General features: G+C 73.1%; 15 protein-coding genes and 1 tRNA gene. 9 read left to right on the forward strand and 7 right to left on the reverse strand.

All coding sequences use genetic code 11. The annotated features are described in order from the left end of the window. Positions 1-40: 40 nt before the first annotated feature. From ACFQ46_RS03095 to ACFQ46_RS03115, 5 genes are read right to left on the reverse strand one after another with little or no spacing between them, the layout of a single operon-like run. A complete protein-coding gene (locus ACFQ46_RS03095; protein WP_380257100.1) occupies positions 41-1,501 on the reverse strand; it encodes a peptidoglycan D,D-transpeptidase FtsI family protein in 1,461 nt (486 codons plus the stop codon). Then, complete coding sequence (locus tag ACFQ46_RS03100; protein WP_380257102.1) at positions 1,498-2,871, reverse strand: FtsW/RodA/SpoVE family cell cycle protein; 1,374 nt, start codon at positions 2,869-2,871, stop codon at positions 1,498-1,500. The genes ACFQ46_RS03095 and ACFQ46_RS03100 overlap by 4 nt, the downstream gene beginning before the upstream one ends. Continuing rightward, complete coding sequence (locus ACFQ46_RS03105) at positions 2,871-4,259, reverse strand: protein phosphatase 2C domain-containing protein (protein WP_380257104.1); 1,389 nt, start codon at positions 4,257-4,259, stop codon at positions 2,871-2,873. Before ACFQ46_RS03105 ends, ACFQ46_RS03100 begins: the two co-directional genes overlap by 1 nt. Positions 4,260-4,262: 3 nt before the next feature. Further along, a complete protein-coding gene (locus ACFQ46_RS03110) occupies positions 4,263-4,745 on the reverse strand; it encodes an FHA domain-containing protein (RefSeq protein WP_328293872.1) in 483 nt (160 codons plus the stop codon). Positions 4,746-4,773: 28 nt separating this feature from the next. Next, positions 4,774-5,478, reverse strand: a complete 705-nt coding sequence (locus tag ACFQ46_RS03115; RefSeq protein ID WP_328293873.1) for a DUF3662 and FHA domain-containing protein — start codon at positions 5,476-5,478, stop codon at positions 4,774-4,776. A 167-nt stretch (positions 5,479-5,645) separates the two neighbouring features. On the opposite strand from ACFQ46_RS03115, the gene ACFQ46_RS03120 reads away from it, so the two are divergent. The 7 genes from ACFQ46_RS03120 (at position 5,646) to ACFQ46_RS03150 (ending at position 10,023) form a co-directional block, all read left to right on the forward strand. Then, positions 5,646-5,729 (forward strand) — tRNA-Leu (locus ACFQ46_RS03120). Between the two features lie 149 nt (positions 5,730-5,878). Continuing rightward, positions 5,879-6,310 (forward strand): PPOX class F420-dependent oxidoreductase, encoded by a 432-nt coding sequence (locus tag ACFQ46_RS03125; protein ID WP_380257106.1) that lies wholly within the window; start codon positions 5,879-5,881, stop codon positions 6,308-6,310. Between the two features lie 9 nt (positions 6,311-6,319). Beyond that, positions 6,320-6,937, forward strand: a complete 618-nt coding sequence (locus ACFQ46_RS03130; RefSeq protein WP_380257108.1) for a hypothetical protein — start codon at positions 6,320-6,322, stop codon at positions 6,935-6,937. A 122-nt stretch (positions 6,938-7,059) separates the two neighbouring features. Next, the gene (locus ACFQ46_RS03135; RefSeq protein WP_380257110.1) at positions 7,060-7,998 is read left to right on the forward strand and encodes a carbohydrate kinase family protein; all 939 of its coding nucleotides are present in this window, start codon (positions 7,060-7,062) and stop codon (positions 7,996-7,998) included. A gap of 1 nt (position 7,999) precedes the next feature. Next, on the forward strand, positions 8,000-8,644 hold the full coding sequence (locus ACFQ46_RS03140; RefSeq protein WP_380257112.1) for a class II aldolase/adducin family protein: 645 nt from the start codon (positions 8,000-8,002) through the stop codon (positions 8,642-8,644). Positions 8,645-8,766: 122 nt separating this feature from the next. Continuing rightward, positions 8,767-9,012 (forward strand): PspC domain-containing protein, encoded by a 246-nt coding sequence (locus ACFQ46_RS03145; RefSeq protein WP_380257114.1) that lies wholly within the window; start codon positions 8,767-8,769, stop codon positions 9,010-9,012. A 180-nt stretch (positions 9,013-9,192) separates the two neighbouring features. Continuing rightward, on the forward strand, positions 9,193-10,023 hold the full coding sequence (locus tag ACFQ46_RS03150) for an SDR family oxidoreductase (protein ID WP_380257116.1): 831 nt from the start codon (positions 9,193-9,195) through the stop codon (positions 10,021-10,023). A 3-nt stretch (positions 10,024-10,026) separates the two neighbouring features. On the opposite strand, the gene ACFQ46_RS03155 is transcribed toward ACFQ46_RS03150, so the two are convergent. Then, positions 10,027-11,661, reverse strand: coding sequence for a diguanylate cyclase (locus ACFQ46_RS03155; protein WP_380257118.1), 1,635 nt, complete (start codon positions 11,659-11,661; stop codon positions 10,027-10,029). A gap of 58 nt (positions 11,662-11,719) precedes the next feature. Between ACFQ46_RS03155 and ACFQ46_RS03160 the strand changes: the two genes are divergently transcribed. Both ACFQ46_RS03160 and ACFQ46_RS03165 read left to right on the forward strand, forming a co-directional pair. After that, positions 11,720-13,390, forward strand: a complete 1,671-nt coding sequence (locus tag ACFQ46_RS03160; protein ID WP_380257120.1) for a P-loop domain-containing protein — start codon at positions 11,720-11,722, stop codon at positions 13,388-13,390. 105 nt (positions 13,391-13,495) lie between these two features. Next, positions 13,496-15,703: a putative bifunctional diguanylate cyclase/phosphodiesterase gene (locus ACFQ46_RS03165; protein WP_380257122.1), complete on the forward strand. Its 2,208-nt coding sequence runs from the start codon at positions 13,496-13,498 to the stop codon at positions 15,701-15,703. On the opposite strand, the gene ACFQ46_RS03170 is transcribed toward ACFQ46_RS03165, so the two are convergent. Next, positions 15,667-15,957, reverse strand: coding sequence for a hypothetical protein (locus ACFQ46_RS03170; protein ID WP_380257124.1), 291 nt, complete (start codon positions 15,955-15,957; stop codon positions 15,667-15,669). The genes ACFQ46_RS03165 and ACFQ46_RS03170 overlap by 37 nt on opposite strands. Positions 15,958-15,988: the final 31 nt, after the last annotated feature.

The following is a 15,988-nucleotide window of genomic DNA, read 5'->3' on the forward strand; positions in this document are numbered from 1 at the left end:
TCCCGCTTCTCCTGTTGATCCTGCCCGGCGAGCGTCCGTCTCACCCATCGAGCGCCGCCTCCATGACCGTCTTGGCCACCGGCGCGGACAACCGTCCACCGTAGGCGCTCTCGGTCGACCCGCCGTCCTCGATCACGACGGCGACGGCGACCTTCTTGCCGCCCTTCTCCGCGAAGGACGTGAACCAGGCGTAGGGCGGCAGACCCGCACCGTGCTGCGCGGTCCCCGTCTTCCCCCCGACCGTGGCCCCGTCGATCTGGGCCCGGGTGCCGGTCCCGGAGGAGACGACGAGCTCCATCATCTGCTGCAGCGTCTTCGCCGTGCCGGAACTGACGGCGCGGCCGAGTTCTTCCGGCGCCGGTTCCTCGATGACGTCGGCGGAGTCGGAGTCGCGCACGTTGGCGATGAGGTTGGGCTTCATGACGACCCCGTCGTTGGCGATGCCGGCCGAGAGCATCGCGACCTGCAACGGCGTCGCGACGTCGCTGCCCTGGCCGATCGCGGAGTAGGCCAGCAGCGGCCCGGCGACGGCGTCGCCCGTGGGGTAGCGGCTGGTCGCGACGGAGGTCGGGATGGACAGCGACTGCCCGAACCCGAACTTCGCCGCCTGCGACTCGATGGTGTCGGCGCCGAGCTTCAGGCCCAGCGAACCGAACGCGGTGTTGCAGGAGATCTTCAGGGCGTCGGCCAGCGACACCTCGTCGCCCGGGCCGCAGGCGGTGCCCTCGTCGTTCTTCAGGGTGTTGCTGGTCTGCGGCAGCGCGAGTTCCTGCGGTCCGTCGAGCTGGGTGTCGGCGGTGTAGTCGCCGCTCTCCAGCGCCGCGGCGGCGGTCACGAGCTTGAACGTCGACCCCGGCGGGTAGAGCGAGCCGGTGGCCCGGTTGATGAGCGGGTCGTCCTCGTCGGCGTTCAGCGACTTCCAGGACTGCGCCTCGGCGTCCCCGTCGTGGGTGGCCAGGGTGTTCGGGTCGTAGGTCGGGCTGGAGACCATCGCGAGGATGTCGCCGGTGTCCGGGTCGAGCGCCACGACGGCTCCCTTGCGCCCGTCGAGGGCGTCCCACGCGGCCTGCTGGACCTTGGGTCGCAGCGTCAGCGTGACGGAGGCGCCCTTGGGCTGTTCGCCCGTGAGCAGGCTGGAGAGGTTGCGGTAGAACAGCTCGTCGGCGGACCCGGCGAGGACGTCGTTCTCGGACCGCTCGATGCCCGAGGTGCCGTAGCGCAGCGAGTAGTAGCCCGTCACGGGCGCGTACAACTGGCCCGCGGCGTAGGTGCGCAGCCGGTCGTACTGGTCGTCGGAGGGCACGCTGGAGGCGATCGCGGCCCCGCCGTCGACGAGGATCGCGCCGCGTTCCCGGCCGAACTCCGCGTAGAGCTGCCGCGAGTTCCCCGGCATCGCGTTGAGCTGGTCGGCGCGCAGGAACTGGATCCACGTCGTCGAGGCGAACAGCGCGAAGAACAGGAAGGCGACGACGAGGGACAGGCGTCGCAGGGGCCGGTTCACGGGATCCTCACCGCCTGGGTCACGCCCGTGTCGCCGTCGGGGCCGTTGCGGACCTCCGCGGCGGGACGACGGGCCAGGTCGGAGACCCGCAGCAGCAGGGCCACGACGATCCAGTTCGACACCAGCGAGGACCCGCCGGCGGCCAGGAACGGCATCGTCAGACCGGTCAGCGGGATGACGCGGGTGACGCCGCCGACGACGACGAACACCTGCAGGGTCACCGAGAACGCCAGACCGGCGGCGAGCAGCTTCCCGAACCCGTCGCGGACGCCGATCGCGGTGCGCATGCCCCGCTCGACGAGCACCACGTAGAGGATCAGGACGGCGAACAGCCCGACGAGGCCGAGTTCCTCCCCGAGGGAGGAGTAGATGAAGTCGGAGTTGGCGTACGGGACGGTCTGCGGACGGCCCTCACCGAGGCCGGTGCCGAGCAGCCCCCCGTTGGCCATGCCGTACAACCCCTGCACGAGCTGGAAGCTGGAACCGGTGCGGTTCTCGGCCGTGAAGGGGTGCAGCCAGATGTCGACGCGGGCCTCGACGTGGCCCATCGTCCGCGCCGCGAACACCGCGGCGGCGGAGAACATCAGCAGCCCGAGCACGATCCAGCTGACCCGCTCGGTCGAGACGTAGAGCACCGCGACGAACAACCCGAAGAACAGCAGGGACGTCCCGAGGTCGCGCTGCAGCACCAGGATGCCGATGCTCGCGACCCACGCCAGCAGGATCGGGCCGAGGTCGCGGGCGCGCGGCAGCTGCAGGAACAGCACCTTGCGGCCGGTGAGGCTCAACGCGTCCCGGTGCACGACGAGGTAGCCGGCGAAGAAGATCGCCAGGCAGATCTTCGCGAGTTCCCCGGGCTGGAAGGTGAACCCGGCGAGACCGATCCAGATCCGGGCGCCGTTCACGGTGCGGCCCAGGCCGGGGACCATCGGCAGCAGCAGGAGGACGAGACCGGCGACGGCCGCGGTCCAGGTGTAGCGACGCAGGATGCGGTGGTCACGCACGAACACCAGCACGACCCCGGCGGCGATGATCCCCAGCGCCGACCAGAGGAACTGCCGGGACGCCGAGGAGGTGTCCAGCGCCTCGTCGAGGCGGTGGATCATCACCAGCCCGATGCCGTTGAGCAGGGTCGCGACGGGCAGCAGCAGCGGGTCGGCGTGCTTCGCGCGCCAGCGCAGGACCAGGTGCAGCAGGACCGCGAGACCCCCCAGACCGCCGGCGTAGGCGAAGAGGTTCGGGGGCAGCGCCCCGTCGATGGTCAGCCCGACGACGGCCCAGGCGCCGCCGGCGATGACGACGGCGAGCAGCACGAGCAGCAGTTCCACGTTGCGGCGGGTGGTGGGGTAGACGGGCAGCACGGTCGCCATCAGCCGGCACCTCCGCAGTCCTCGGGGGTCAACGTCTGCGTGGGGCTCGCGCTCGCGCTCGCGGTCGGGGTCGCGCTGGGAGAACCCGTGGGTGCGTCCGTGGGTGCGGTCGTGGGCACCGTCGGCACGGTCGCGGGTGTCGCGGGGGAGGGTGCGGTGGCCGCGCGGCAGGCGGCGGCGAGGTCCTCGAGGTTCTGCACCGTGTCGTGGGCCCCGGCGAGGTCGCGCGCCGAGATCCTCGCCTCGACGCGGGTCGACCAGTAGGTGGGCAGGTCGGAGACGGAGATGTCGGTCGACTCCAGCACGTGCGACGTGGACAACGGACCGATGTCCTGGGTGAGGCCCTGGTAGACCGCGACGGTCCTCCCGTCGACCCCGACGAAGTACTGCTGCTGGCTCCACCGCCAGCCGCCGAAACCGCCGGCGACGAGCAGCAGGACCAGCAGCACGGGCCCGGCGATCCAGCGGCGGCGACGCCGTCGGCGTTCGCGCTCGGTCAGGGGCGGCTGATCGTCGTCCTCCGAGTCGTCGCCGGAGTCCTCCTGCCGCGCGCGCAGGGCGGCGGCGCGGGCCGCCGGGGTCCCGGCGGCGGAGGAGCGGCGGGGACGGTGGAACGCCGCGGCGCCCACGACCTGCGGGGTGGTGGAGGGCGGTGGCCCGCCCCCGAGTTCGACGACGTCGGCGACGATGCAGGAGATGTTGTCCGGACCCCCACCGCGCAGCGCCAGTTCCACGAGGCGCTGGCACGTCGCGTCGGGGTCCATCCCCGCGGCGAGCGTCTCGGTGAGGGTCTCGTGGCTGACGACGCCGGACAGCCCGTCGCTGCAGAGCAGGTAGCGGTCGCCCGGCTTCGCCTCGCGGACCGAGACGTCGGCCTCGTCGTCGTCGCGACCGGTGAGGACGCGCATGATCACCGAACGTTGCGGGTGGCGTTCGGCCTCCTCGGGGCTGATCCGGCCCTCGTCGATGAGGCTCTGCACGTAGCTGTGGTCCTTCGTCAGCTGCGTGAGCTGACCTTCGCGCAGCAGGTAGCCGCGCGAGTCGCCGATGTGGGCGAGGACGAGTCGGCTGCCCGCCCGCAGGATCGCGGTGACCGTGGTGCCCATCCCGGACAGGTCGGGTTCGTCCTCGACCCGGCGGCGCAACTGCCCGTTGGCGGCGTCGAGGGCGGTGTGCAGGTGCTGGGCGGCGTCGTCGCTGCCGTGCGACTCCCCGTCGAGGACGGAGAGCTCCCCGACGGCGAGCGAGCTCGCGACGTCACCACCGGCGTGACCGCCCATCCCGTCGGCGATCACGAGCAGGTGCGGTCCGGCGTAGCCGGAGTCCTGGTTGTTGCTGCGCCCGAGTCCGACGTCGGAGCGCGCGGCGTAGTTCAGCGCGATGGCCACGGGCTACCTCCGGAGTTCGAGCACGGTCTTGCCGATGCGCAACGGCGTGCCGGGCTCGAAGGGGGCGGGGGTGGTCAGCTTCTCGCGACCGAGGACGGTTCCGTTCGTGGACTGCAGGTCCTCCACGACCCAGCCGTCACCGGCGGGGTTCGCGGTGATCCGCACGTGCTTGGTCGAGGCGTACTCGTCGTCGAGGACGAGCGTGCAGTCGGCGCCGCGGCCGATGAGGACGGCGGCCTGGCCGAGGCTGAGCGTCGTCCCGCGCAGCGAACCCTCGGTGACGACGAGGGTCGCCCGCTTGGGGCGCACCGGTTCCGGGGGCTGGGCGGCCTCGCGCGGCGGCTTCGCCCTCGCCCGTTCCGTCCGGCGGGTGGTGACCCGCGTGCCCAGCAGGTCGGCGCGCAGGACGCTGACGATCGCGAGGACGAAGAGCCAGATGACGATCAACAGCCCCAGTCGCAGGACGGTGAGGGTCAGTTCGCTCACGGAGCCGTTCCCCTCGCCGCGCCCGGGGTCACGTCCAGCCCTCGTCCCGGCGCGCGGAGTGGAACACCAGCTTGGTGCGCCCCACGGTGATCGTCGTGCCGTCGAAGAGGTCCATCGAGGAGACCCGTTCGCCGTCGACGAAGGTGCCGTTGGTGGAGCTGAGGTCGGACAGCCGTGCTCCCTGGCCCACGACGCGGATCTCGGCGTGACGGCGCGAGACGCCCGGGTCGTCGACGACGACGTCCGCGTCGGAACCGCGGCCGATGACCGTCACCGACTCCGCCAGCACGTAGCCGCGCCCGTCGACCTCGAGCCGCGGCCGGCCCGCGTCGGCGGTCTTCGGGGTGGACGGAGCGACCCGGCCCTTGACGGTGGAGGAGAGGACGCGGAAGACGCCCGTCTCCAGGTCGTCGGCCTCGTGGAAGTCGACGCGGACCGGGCCCACGAAGGAGTAGCGCTGCTTCTCGGCGTGCTGGGTCACCGCCGCGACGAGCTCGTCGGCGAGGGTGTCCTGCCAGGAGGCGATCTTCTCGTGGTCGGCGGGGCCGAGCTCGACGATGAAGCTGTTCGGGACGAGCGTGCGCCCGCGGGACAGCACGGCCGCCCGGTCGTCCAGCTCACGGCGCAGGGCGCTCGCGACCTCGACGGGCTGCACCTCGCTGCGGAAGGCCCGCGCGAAGACGCCGTTGACGGCGCGTTCCACGCCGCGTTCGAAGCGGTCCAGGACTCCCACGTCGAGCCTCCTCCCAAGATCGTCACCGATGGTCCAGCCCTCGGCATGGTAGCCGGGACGCCCCCTCCTGCCGGTGTGGACGCGGTGCACGCCGGTGGAGCTGTCGTGATGAGCCGTCCCGCCCGTGTCCTCCGGACCGTCCGGGGGCTGGTACGGTTTAGATGTCTGCGCGAGTGGCGGAATAGGCAGACGCGCACGGTTCAGGTCCGTGTGCCCGAAAGGGCGTGGGGGTTCAACTCCCCCCTCGCGCACAGATGGCGAAGGCCCCGGTCGAGAGACCGGGGCCTTCGTCGTTCCCGGCCTCGTTCCTGCTCCCGCACCACCGCACGCGTCGCACCCATCGGTGTCACTCCACCTGTCCGGACGGGAAGAACGGCGCCCGCCCCGGACTTCCTCCCCCATGACGGACCCGCAGAACGACCTGCTCGACCTCGTCGCCTCCACCCGCAACAGCGTCCTCGTGACGCTGAAGCGCGACGGGCGACCTCAGCTGTCCAACGTCAGCCACCACCTCGACCGCGCCACCGGCCTGATCCGCATCTCCGTCACCGCCGGCCGCGCCAAGTCCAGGAACCTCGAACGCGACCCGCGCGCCAGCCTGCACGTCACCTCCCCCGACTTCTGGAGCTGGGTCGTCGTCGAGGGCGACGCCACCCTCTCCGCCGTCGCCGAGCGCGAGGACGACGAGGCCGTCGAGGAACTCGTCGACCTCTACCGGGCGCTCGCGGGCGAGCACCCGGACTGGGACGACTACCGCCGGGCGATGGTCGCCGACCGGCGGCGTGTCGTCCGGCTGCCCGTCGGGCACGTCTACGGGCAGCCGCCGCAGTAGCTTCGGCGCATGGCCGTCATCCACCGGGCGCAGCTCACGCCCACCAAGCTCGAGGCGCTGTCCGACTGGTTGCCGCGGCAGCCGTGGAGCGGGGTCGCGGCCGGCGCGGAACTGCTCCAGGTCGGCCGGTTCCGCTTCGACGACCCCGCCGGTGAGGTCGGGGTCGAGACGATGCTCGTGCGGGTCGGTGAGGGACCGGTGCTGCAGGCGCCGCTCACCTACCGGGCGGCTCCGCTCGAGGGGGCGGAGGAGTTCCTGGTCACGACGATGGACCACTCCGTCCTCGGGCCGCGCTGGGTCTACGACGCGGTCGGCGATCCCGTCCACGCCGACGTCCTGCACCGCGCGATCGTCACCGGCGGCACCGAGGCGGACATCCAGGTCGCCGTCGACGGGCGCTTCGAGCCCGGCCCCAAGCACGCCACGGCCCGGGGCAGCGGATCGGCGTCGGACGCCCCGACGATCACGTCGGTCCAGGTCGCGACGGTCGGCGCGGTCACGACGATCACGACCGCCGCCGGTGACCTCGTGGTCCTCCGCGTGCTCGGCACCCCCGCACCCCCCGGCGAGACCCTCACCGCCTCCTGGGCCGACCACTCCGCCCTCCTCGCCGTCCACCCCTCCTGACTCGTGATCTTGCTGGGATTCCCAGCAAGATCACGGTTGCGAGGGGGAGGGGATGCTCCGAGACTGGCGCGGAAGATCACGAGGGCGGATCGACGTCGACCGTCCCGACGAGAGGACGCTCGATGCCGCAGGTCGTCTCCTTCGGAGCGCACATCGCCGACGCGCTGGGGTGGCCGTTCACGGCCGTCCCGCCGGGACAGCAGCTCGCCCCGCTGGAGCAGATCCGGTTCACCGTCGCCGGGACCGCGGCCGCACCGTCGGTGAACCTCGCGAAGCTCGGTGTCGACGTCGCCAGCGTGGGCCGGGTCGGCGCGGACACCATCGGTGACTTCGTCCGCACCACCATGACCGGCTACGGCGTGAACGTCGACCACCTGCTCACCGACCCCGACCGGCAGACCTCGGCGAGCCTGCTGCCGATCCGCGCCGACGGTTCCCGGCCTGCGCTGCACGTCATCGGCGCGAACGCGGGGCTGCGGGAGGAGGACGTCCCGTGGGACGTCGTCGCGCAGGCACAGGTCTTCCACCTGGGCGGGTTGTTCGTCCTGCCCGGGATCGACGGTGAACCCGCCGGGCGGATCCTCCAGCGGGCGAAGGAACTGGGGTTGACCACCACCGTCGACTTCCTCATGAGCCCGCGTCCCGACGCCGTCGAGCTCCTCGAACCCGTCCTGCCGCACGTCGACTACCTCATGCCGAACATCGAGGAGGCGGGGTGGATCGTCGGCACCGAGGACCGCGCCGAGATCATCACCTGGTTGCACGGCAAGGGGGTCGGCTGCACGGTTCTCACCCTCGGCGGCGACGGCGTCAGCGTCGCCCGCAACGGTGAGGCCGAGACCGTCGTCCCCGCGTTCGACGTCGACGTCGTGGACACCACGGGCTGCGGGGACGCGTTCACGTCGGGTTTCATCTCCGGGTTGCTGGAAGGGCTCGACCTGATCGCCGCCGCCGACCGCGGCCTGGCCTGCGGCAGCCTCGTCGCCACCGGGCTGGGCTCCGACGCCGGCATCGTCGACCTCGCCCAGGTCGAGGAGTTCCGCCGGACGGGGCGGGCCTGACGTGCTGGAGCGCGAACGGGAAGAGGTCGTGGAGTTCGCCCGGCGGATGGTCTCCGACGGGCTCGTGGTGGGCACGTCGGGGAACGTGTCGGTGCGCGCGGGGGACCTCGTCGCCGTCACCCCGAGCGGAACGGACTACGGGTCGATGACGGTCTCGGACGTCGTCGTCGTCGACCTCGCCGGGGAGGTCGTGGCGGGTTCGCTCAGACCCACCTCGGAACTCCCGCTGCACCTCGTGGCCTACCGCGAGCACGGGGCCGGGGCGGTCGTGCACACCCACTCCCCGGCCGCGACGGCGCTGTCGTTGCTGCGCGAGGAACTCCCGCCCGTGCACTACCAGATCGCGATGTTCGGCGGTTCCGTCCTCGTCGCCCCGTACGCCACGTTCGGCACGGAAGAGTTGCGCGACAACGCCTCCCGGTCCCTGGAGGGTCGGAGTGCGGTGATCCTGAAGCACCACGGGACCCTCACGACGGGCGGGGACCTGCGGGGTGCCTACGACCGGGCGCGGCAGCTGGAGTGGTTGTGCGACGTCTACCTGCGCGCGGCCGCCGTCGCGGAACCCGTGGCACTCCCGGCCGACGAGATCGAACGCGTCGTGGCGGAGTTCGCCGACTACGGCCAGCCCCCGACGGCCCGGGGGTAGGGAGCCAGGGTCGACTCGGGGATCGTTCAGGGTTCGTCCCCGATGTCGGGGTGACCCGGTGGCGGCACAGTTGAGCCATCGGCACCGCACGGTGCGGAACGCCACGACGAAGGAGCACCACCGTGAACGCCATCCACACCGGCTTCGCCCGCCAGGGACTGTCCCGCCCGCAGGACCGCCGTCTCCTCGGTGGGGTCTGCGCCGGCCTCGCCGAGCGCTTCGGGCTGGACCCCTGGGTGATGCGCGCCATCTTCATCGCGACCCTCGTCGTGGTCCCCGGCAGCCAGGTGCTGATCTACCCGGTGCTGTGGGTGCTCATGCCGCTGAAGGGCGCAGCGACCGTCCCCACCGGCTACCCGGCCGGCTGACCCCCGGGTCGGCGTCCCGTCCTGGACGCGGGGTGGGTGCACGTGTGGGTGTGACGATCCGGGCGCCATGGCGACGTCTTCGTCGCACCCACGGCTCACTCCACGTCGTGACACCGGTGGGTGCGACACCCGGACGCAGTGGGGTGACCACACGACGCCCGGCGGTGGCAGTCTGGAGCCATGGACCTCATCGCAGTCACCGGCGCCACCGGAGCGGTCGGCGGCCGGATCGCCCGGGCGCTGTCCTCGGCCGGTGTCCAGCAGCGACTCGTCGTGCGTGACGCCTCCCGCGCCCCGGACCTGCCGGGGGCCGGGGTGCGGACCGCGGGCTACGGCGACGCGAAGGCGCTGAAGCACGCGTTCCACGGGGTCCACACGCTGTTCTTCACCTCCGCGGCCGAGGACGAGCACCGCCTCGACCAGCACCGCTCGGTCGTGGAGGCCGCGGCCGCGGCGGGGGTGCAGCGGGTCGTCTACACGTCGTTCCTCAACGCCGCCGCGGACTGCACGTTCACCTTCGGTCGCGACCACTTCGCCACCGAGGAGATGCTGAGCGCGGCGAAGTTCGGGACGACGTTCCTGCGTGACTCCTTCTACTCCGACATCCTCCCGGAGTTCGTCGTCGAGGGAGCGCTGCGCGGTCCGGGCGGAGCGGGCCGGGTGGGTGCGGTCGCCCGCGCCGACGTCGCCGAGGTCGCGGTCGCCGCCCTCCTCGACGACGCCCACGCCGGCCGCAGCTACGACCTGACGGGTCCGCAGGCGCTGACGTTCTCCGAGATCGCCGCGACGATCTCCCGCGTCCAGGGTCGGGAGGTCACCTACGTCGAGGAGACGCTGGAGGAGGCCTACGACGCGCGGGCGGGTTTCGGCGCGCCCGACTGGATGGTGGAGGGGTGGGTCAGCACCTACACGGCCATCGCGAAGGGCGAGCTCGACGTCGTCTCGGGCGACGTGGAATCCGTCACGGGCCACCCCGCGCGCAGCCTCGAGGACGTCCTCGCCGGGCGGTGAGGATCAGCGGACGGTGAGGTACCGCGTCAGCACGCGGTCGCGTCCGGCGGCCTTCGCCGCGTACAGCAACTCGTCGGCCGCGCGCAGCAGGTCGTCCGCGCCCTGCGCACCGCCCACGCCGGTGAGGACCGCCCCGATCGACACGGTGACGTGCAACCCCGGGACGACCTCGTCCCAGCAGGTCTCGGACACCTTGCGGCGCAGGCGGTCCAGCCGCAACTGCATCCCGTCGGCGAGGTGGTCGACGCGTTCGGGGCCGGGCAGCAGGCAGACCAGGGCGAACTCCTCACCCCCGATGCGGGCGAGCACGTCACGACGGCGGACCTCCTCGCGCATGATCACCCCCAGCCGTCGCAGGACCTCGTCGCCCACGGCGTGACCGAACGCGTCGTTGACCCGTTTGAAGTGGTCGACGTCGAGCAGGGCGACGCAGACGAGGTCGCGCTCGCAGGCACCCGCCAGGAGTTCCGGCAGGGCGGCGTCGAAGGACCGGCGGTTGTCCAGCCCGGTCAGCGGGTCCTCGTGGGCCTGGCGACCCAGCGACGCCGCCTCGTGGCGCAGCTCGCTGAGTTCCACCGTCCGCCCGAGGAGCCGGGCCCGCACCTCGGCCGTCTGGGTCCGTTGCGTCGACTCGAGGTCGTGGAAGCGGCGGTAGGCGGCGAGGGCCTCGCGGAACTGCCCGAGTTCCTCGTGGCACTGGGCGGTGTTGTGGAACGCCCGGGCGAGCACGCTCGCGTCGTGGACCTCCGTGGCCAGGGCGACGACGTCGTCGAACCGTTCGACCGCCTCGGCGAACGCGCGGCGGCGTTGCGCGTCCATCGCCAGGGTCTCCAGCACCCCGACCTCCAGTCCGCGGTACCCGTGCTCACGGGTGAGGGCCATGGCGGTGGCGAGGGTCTCCTCGGCGACCTCGGCGTCGCCCAGGTACGCCGACAGGGTTCCGGAGTTCAGCAGCGACAACGCCTGCCGGTAGGGGTTCCCGACCTCGTGGGCGAGGACGAGCGCGCGCTGGGAGAGGTCGACCCCGCGGTGCAGTCGCTCGGTGTCGACCTCGCGTCCGGAGTGCGCCTCCTGCACCACGAGGTCGGCCGTGTTCGTCAGGAGGCAGAACACCGTCTCGCTCGACACCCCGCCACCGGCGATCTCCTCGGACGCGCGGTCGAAGAGTTCCGCGGCCTCGGCGAAGTCGCCCATCGCGGACCGGATCGTCCCGGCGCGGTTGAACGTGCCCGAGCGCAGCTCCGGGTCGTCGAGGGTGAGGGCGCGTTCGATGCTGCGCTCGATCGACTCCAGCGCCTCGTCGTAGAGGGCGAGGTTCAGGTAGGCGAAGGACAGCAGGTTCAGGGCGTCCACCTGCCCGCCCCGGTCGCCGAGCCGTTCGGCGACCAGCACGGCCTCGTTGCCGGCGCGGGCGGCGTCCTCGACGTCGCCCAGGCGCAGGGCCTGGTTGCAGACGAGCCGCAGGGCCAGGGCCAGGGCGGCGTCGTCCCCCGCGGCGGCAGCCAGCGCCACCGCCTGCTCGGCCAGCAGCCGGCCGCCGCGGTAGTCGCCCCGGGTGCGGGCAGCCTCGGACCGCGCCAGCAGGTCCGACGTGTCGTCGGCCGCTGTCGCGTCGCCCGGGGCAGGCTCCGTCAGCACCCTGACAGCATCGACCACGGGCGGCTCACCTTGACAGTCCCCCACCCGGACGGATCACGTGGGGCACGTGGAACTGCGCGAGACCCTGGAGCGACTCGACGGCGCTCCCTACCCCCGCTACCGCTCGCTGACCGGTCGGCCCTGGCCGCTGGCCCCGGGGGTGACGGCGACGCTGACGCACCCGCAGGCCGACCCGTTCGCCCCGCCGTCGCGGTGGGAGGTGCGTCTCGCCGACACCCCGTTCGCGGCGCTCGACCTGCGCCCCGCGGTGCGGCGGCGGGCCCTCGCGGGGTTCCTGGCCCGCTCGGCCGCCGCCCCGCGGTCCGCCTTCCGCATCGACGCCGGCGGTCAGGAGGTGCTGCAGCGCAGCAGCTTCGGGGTCTCCGTCGACGGGAGTGCGCTGCTGCGCCTCGGCTACCACCTGCCGGGTCCGCGACGTCGGATCGAGGGCCGCACGGCCGCGGCCGACCTCGCCCGGGAACTCCCCGACCTGCTCGCGGACCACGTCCTCGGCGTCGACCTCGAGCAGGCCCGCGCGTTCGTGGACGCCGTCGAGGACGCCGACCACCTGCGTCGGGCCCTCCCCGGACGGGGGCTCGTCGCCTTCGTCGCCGACGGTGCGGTGCTGCCGCGGGCCAGCGGGGTCGACGACCGACCCGCCCGTGGGGCCGTTCCCTTCGCCTCCCCGGAGTCGCTGCGGGTGAGCGTCGACCTGCCGCACCGGGGGGCGACCACGGGCATGGGGATCCCCACGGGCGTGACCGTGATCGTCGGCGGCGGCTTCCACGGCAAGTCGACGCTGCTGCGCGCCCTGGAGGGCGGTGTCCACGACCACGTGCCGGGCGACGGTCGCGACCTGGTCGTCACCACCGGTGACGCCGTCGCGATCCGCGCGGAGGACGGCCGCCACGTCACCCGCGTCGACGTCGGCGCCTTCGTCACCGGCCTGCCGGGCGGGCTGGACCCCCGTGACTTCTCCACCGCCGACGCCTCGGGGTCGACGTCGCAGGCCGCGGCGACCCTGGAGGCGCTCGAGGCCGGGTCGCGGTTGCTGCTGATCGACGAGGACACCGCGGCCAGCAACCTCATGGTCCGCGACGCCCGGATGCAGGAACTCGTGGCCAAGACCTCCGAGCCGCTGAACCCCTTCGTCGACCTGGTCCGCTCGCTCGGCGAGGACCACGGCGTCTCCACCGTCCTCGTCGTCGGCGCCTCGGGGGACTACCTCGACGTCGCCGACCGGGTGCTGCTGATGGACTCCTACCGCTGCACCGACATCACCGCCCGGGCCCGCGAGGTCGCCGCCCGCCCGACCGGCCGGGTCGTCGAGGCCGGCCGCTTCCCGCCCGTCCGCGCCCGCGTCCCGGAACCGGGCAGCGTCGACGCGACCGCGAAGGGGAGGCGGCGGATCTCGGCCGTCGGCACCGACACCCTCCGGTTCGGCGAGCACGACGTGGACGTCCGCGCCGTCCGCCAGTTCACCGACGCCGGCCAGGTCACCGGGGCGGGGTTGGCCCTCGACCACGCCGTCGCGGCCGGTCACCTCGACGGCCGGCGCACGCTGGCGCAGGTCCTCGACCTCCTCGACGCCGACCTCGCCGGTCCGGTCGCGGACTGGGTCGACGGTTCACCGGCCGACGTCGCCGTTCCCCGCCGGCACGAGGTGGCCGCCGCCCTCAACCGGCTCCGCGTCCTCCGGGTCCGCCGGCTGCCGCAACCGGACGGCTGACCGGAGCGCTGACCGGGGCGCTGACCGGGGCGCTGACCGGGACCAGGTCCCGAACCCACCGATCGGCCCAGCCAGAACCGGGACCACCCCGTCGATCTCCTTGCAGTGACGAACAGCGCGACCCGGCCGGACGCCCGGGTGACGGTCGTCGCCCTGGCCTGCGTCGCCGTGGGCGTGGCCCTGCTCCTCCCGGTGGACCGGCCCGTGTCCTCCGCGCTGCTCGCGGGCGCCCACCTGGTGGCCGTCCTGGTCCTCGCCCGCGGGGCGCAGCGCCGCACCGACGACGTCGTCTGGCGCTGGTTCGCGGCCGCGTCGGTGGTCGTGGGCGTCCCGCCGGTGCTGGCCCTCGTCACGGGCGAGCGGAGCCTCGGGCTCCTCGGTGGGTGCGTCCTCGCGGCGATCCCCCTCGCCTACCAGGGGCTGGTGCGCTGGAACCGCTTCCGCACCTACACCTCCGACCCCGGCGACTTCCTCAACGGCCTCAGCGCGGTGCTGGCCTGCACCGGCGCCGGGATCGTCGCCCAGCAGCGCTTCCACTTCCTGTCGCCCGGGTGGCCGGACTGGAAGGTGCAGCTCTGGCTGCTGATCGCGGGGTCGCTGGTCATCCTGCTCGGGACCGCCCTGACGGTCGCCGGCGTCGGCGGCCTCTCCCGGGACCCTCGCATGTGGCTGATCGTGGCGGCGCTCGTCAGCGTCGGACTCGTCAGCTCGACCCTGCGCGGGCACCCCGGCGACGCCGTCCACGGCCAGGCCGCGTGGACGCTCGCGTTCCTGGTCATCGCCTACGCCTCCACCCGTCGCGGGCGACCGGTTCCCGTCGCCGCGACGAGCCAGGCCCCGGCGGTCGGCGCGCTCATCGTGCTCGCCCTCGCCGTGGTGGTGCTCGTCGCCGACGGACGGGCCGACGGCTGGCACGCGACGGCCTACGCCTCGGCCGCCATCCTCGGCATCACCTTCCGCGTCGTGCACCTGGTCCGCGAGCTCGCCCAGCTGGCCGAGTCGCGCCACCAGGCCCTCACCGACGAGCTCACCGGGGTCGGCAACCGGCGTGCGCTGGTCCGCGAACTCGAGGACCTGGTCGGGCGGGGTCTGCCCGCGGCGATGCTGCTGCTCGACGTCGACCACTTCAAGGAGGTCAACGACCGGCAGGGCCACCACGCCGGCGACGACCTGCTGCGTCGCGTCGCGGTGAGCGTGCGGCGGGCCCTGCCCGCCGACGCCGTGCTCACCCGCATCGGCGGTGACGAGTTCGCCGTCGTCATGCCGGGCCGGGACGAGGACCAGGCCGTCGAGATCGCCGCCACGGTGCACCGGGCCGTCGCCGCGCAGGTCGAGATCGGGCTCAGCATCGGGGTGCGGTCGCTGCCCGCCGGGGGTTTCGACCCCGACCGGTTGCTGCGCCAGGCCGACGCCGCGATGTACACCGCGAAGACCTCCGGCGGCGGCGTCAGCCTCTACGACTGCGAGGTCGACGCCCGGCTGCGCGATCGGGCCGCGCTGGTGGCCGACCTGAAGGCCCTCGTCGGCGCGGGGGAGCAGCAGATGCGGCGCGAGATCGCCGTGCACTACCAACCGCAGCTCGACGTGGTGACCCGTCGGGTGGTCGGGGTCGAGGCGCTCGTCCGCTGGCAGCACCCCACGCGCGGACTGCTGCCCCCGTTGACCTTCCTCGACCTCGTCGAGGAGCACGGTCTGATGGACGCCCTGACCGTGCACCTGCTCCAGCGGGCGGTCGAGGAGTCGGGGCCCTGGAGCGACGGCGGCGTGCCGCTGCGCATCTCGGTGAACCTGTCCGCGTCGTCGCTGACGCACCCGGGCCTGCTGTGCCTGGTCGACCGGGTCCTCGAGCAGACCGGCCTCGCCCCGGGCCGCCTCGTCCTCGAGGTGACCGAGACGACCCTCATGGCCGACCCCGACCTGGCCCTCGCCGTCACCCACGAGCTGACCCGCCGCGGGGTCCAGCTGAGCATCGACGACTACGGGACGGGCTACTCCTCGCTGGCCTACCTGACCGACCTGCCCGCGACGGAGCTCAAGCTGGACCGCGCCTTCACGATGCGCGTGCTCACCGAACCCCGCACCGCCGAGATCGTCGAGGCCACCGTGGCGCTCGCGCACCGGCTGGGGCTGCGCGTCGTCGCGGAGGGGGTCGAGGACGAGGCGACCCTGACGGTCCTGCGGGGTCTCGACGTCGACGAGTCCCAGGGCTACCTGCACGCGCGGCCGTTGCCGCCGGCGGAGTTCGCGGCCTGGCTGGCGGCCGCAGCGCGGCGGGATCAGGTCGTGGGGGCTCCCGCGCCGCGCCAGGTCTGACCCTGCTGGGTGCCGCCCGGCACCTGACCCGGCGGGACCTGCTGGTGACGACCGAACTGCCCGCCGCCCGGGAACCCGGACTGCTCCTGGGTGGTGCCGCCGCCGGCGTCACCGCGGGTCGCGGCGTACGCGACCCCGCCGGTCAGGCCGGTGACGACCACGACCGTCGCGATCGCGACGATCGGCTTCTGCCACCACGGCGACCGGTCCGGCGCGACGGGGCCGGCGATCGGCTGGGTGAACGGCTCACTCACAGGGGACTCCTCGAACGCGGTACCCACCGCC

The sequence above is a fragment of the Kineococcus sp. GCM10028916 genome, from assembly GCF_042674865.1.
In the GTDB taxonomy this organism is placed as follows: domain Bacteria; phylum Actinomycetota; class Actinomycetes; order Actinomycetales; family Kineococcaceae; genus Kineococcus.

Bases quoted from the DNA above. Each gene is read 5' to 3' on its own strand.
- ACFQ46_RS03150 (WP_380257116.1), top strand. From the start codon at position 9,193: ATGGACCTCATCGCAGTCACCGGCGCCACCGGAGCGGTCGGCGGCCGG.
- ACFQ46_RS03135 (WP_380257110.1), top strand. From the start codon at position 7,060: ATGCCGCAGGTCGTCTCCTTCGGAGCGCACATCGCCGACGCGCTGGGG.
- ACFQ46_RS03125 (WP_380257106.1), top strand. From the start codon at position 5,879: ATGACGGACCCGCAGAACGACCTGCTCGACCTCGTCGCCTCCACCCGC.
- ACFQ46_RS03100 (WP_380257102.1), bottom strand. From the start codon at position 2,871: ATGGCGACCGTGCTGCCCGTCTACCCCACCACCCGCCGCAACGTGGAA.
- ACFQ46_RS03130 (WP_380257108.1), top strand. From the start codon at position 6,320: ATGGCCGTCATCCACCGGGCGCAGCTCACGCCCACCAAGCTCGAGGCG.